This is a genomic window from Acetonema longum DSM 6540 (assembly GCF_000219125.1).
Taxonomy (GTDB): domain Bacteria; phylum Bacillota; class Negativicutes; order Sporomusales; family Acetonemataceae; genus Acetonema; species Acetonema longum.
The window spans coordinates 1-2,193 of record NZ_AFGF01000001.1; the positions used below are offsets into that span (position 1 = coordinate 1).

General features: G+C 38.7%; 2 protein-coding genes. Both read left to right on the plus strand.

Annotated elements, in window-relative coordinates; all coding sequences use genetic code 11:
- Positions 1-252: 252 nt before the first annotated feature.
- Positions 253-1,344 (plus strand): AAA family ATPase, encoded by a 1,092-nt coding sequence (locus tag ALO_RS00005; protein ID WP_004091536.1) that lies wholly within the window; start codon positions 253-255, stop codon positions 1,342-1,344.
- A gap of 104 nt (positions 1,345-1,448) precedes the next feature.
- The gene (locus ALO_RS00010; protein WP_139025278.1) at positions 1,449-1,958 is read left to right on the plus strand and encodes a hypothetical protein; all 510 of its coding nucleotides are present in this window, start codon (positions 1,449-1,451) and stop codon (positions 1,956-1,958) included.
- Positions 1,959-2,193: the final 235 nt, after the last annotated feature.

The window sequence follows — 2,193 nt, forward strand, 5'->3', positions numbered from 1 at the left end:
CCTAAAGATTACTTTGGAAATAAATGGTATAAATGACGTAGATAAATCGCAGATATAATTTTATGATTGGTATACTAATTTTTGGGTATAAATTTTCAACATAACCGTTAAAACAGTACGCGTTGGTGGTATAATAAGTAATATAGTTATATATGCATCATATTAGCATTTTCTACTGCATGGTAAATTATTCAATGAAGGTATTTAAAAAACCTAGCGGTATTATTATTAATGAAAAATTGGAGAGATATTATGAAGGTTTCGAGAATACGAATTGAAAACCTTAAGCGATTTAAGACTTTAGATATTGATGTTAGAAACAAAATGACAGGGGATATTGCCAATCAGTTTCTGATTCTTGGTGATAATGGAACGGGTAAAACTACTGTATTACAGGCAGTGGCATTATGTTTATCAATGATATCTGGAAAAATAAGAAGTATATCAGAATTTGATTGGCAGGGTTGGGTACCAGGTCGTTACGAAAAGTGGGGTAAACCTTTAATCGAACTGGATATTCATTTTTCGGATGAGGAAATACAGACAACTAGGACGGTTGCCCAAAAATGGTTGGAACTTAGAAAGCCGCCTAGTAAAGTACTTCCTGGTGAAAGAAAAATGCTTACGGTCCGCCTACATGGAGAATGGATCGAGGCAGAAGATGAAGCAGGCAAAAAGAAGAAAGAATACTTATATCAATTCAAAGGTAGATTTTATGCTGCAGATTTAATCAAAACGTCATATTGGGCAAGGGATTATTTTCCTAAGCTGCCTGGGCTGTTTTGGTTTGACCAATATAGAAACCTGGCAACTTCACCACTTCAGGAGGTAGAAGAAAATCAGTCAGGAAGAGTATCATATGATATCGGGGTTGCACGCCTACGCCGCTATTTAAACGGTTGGAAATTAAATCAGTTAGCTGGAGAAGATGGCGGTCCAGATTGGCTACAGGAGCTTGAGAATAGTTACAAAAAGGTTTTTCCAGGAAGATCATTTCGCGGATTAGAACCCATGTTCAAGTCTGGTAATCCCACTCCAGAGGAATACTATTTCACCCTATCGGATGGTAACAGAAGCTATGATATAGAAGAAATGTCAGCTGGTGAGCAGTCGATATTCCCTATGCTATTTGAATTTGTTCGGATGCAGATAAGGAACTCGGTAGTGCTCATAGATGAAGTTGACCTAAACCTTCACCCTCCATTGGCACAGTCCCTTCTTAACTCATTGCCGAATATTGGTTTGGATTGCCAATTCTTGCTTACAACGCACTCCGAATCGATTTCATCACTATGCAGTCCCGAAGAGATTTATCGCCTTAGTGGAGGTAAATTATGCCTGTAAGTATACTATTCTGTGAAGGAGGGCCGGGTAGTCCGGACGTTCGTGTTTTAGGAAAGCTTCTTGGAGGGACATGCGAAGTTAAGCCCCTAGGAGGTAAATATGGGATGGGGGAGAGAATTGTAGCGCGCAGAGAAGCATTAGGAAGAGATACTGTTTATGGAATTTTGGATGGAGATTTTATAAAAGATTGTATTATTCCTATTAATAAGCCTAGGCGATGGGACGCAGATCATGGCAGAATACATTTTGGATGGCGCTGGGAGCGGAAAGAGATAGAAAATTATTTGTTAGATCCATTGGTTATAGAGCGAGCTCTTGGGAATAGTATCATTAATATGAAAGATTATACTCAAGAACTAAAACATGCTAGCGAAACTATCTCCATTTATCAAGCGGCCCGAACCGCCCTTGCATCTAATCGACGCCGGCTCTCGAATCTAAGTTCAGCGTTTGGATTAGAACGGGGCAAGGAAAAACACTTGTTCCCAGAAAAACTTGATGAAATCTCATGTGTAGATGGCATTTGTGAAACAATAGATTATTACACAGCAACCCAAGGAATTCAAAAAGATATTGTATTAAAATCTTTTACTCAGTACAAGCAGGAATGTTAACAGCAAGGAACTCGTTGCCAGCATTTTTTATATTTTTACTCAGGTAAAGATTTGTTATGGGCTATGGATACTTGGTTAAAGAACAATAGCCTCATTGGTGGTTGGGCATTTCGTGAAAAAATCTTGAGTGCTATTCAACGATCGCAAGAAGATATTTCCACGTGGTTGCCAGAATGGGCTGAGTTAAGAAAAGCTATTGACCTGATTGCATAGTGCGTAAAGGAGCATATTTCTA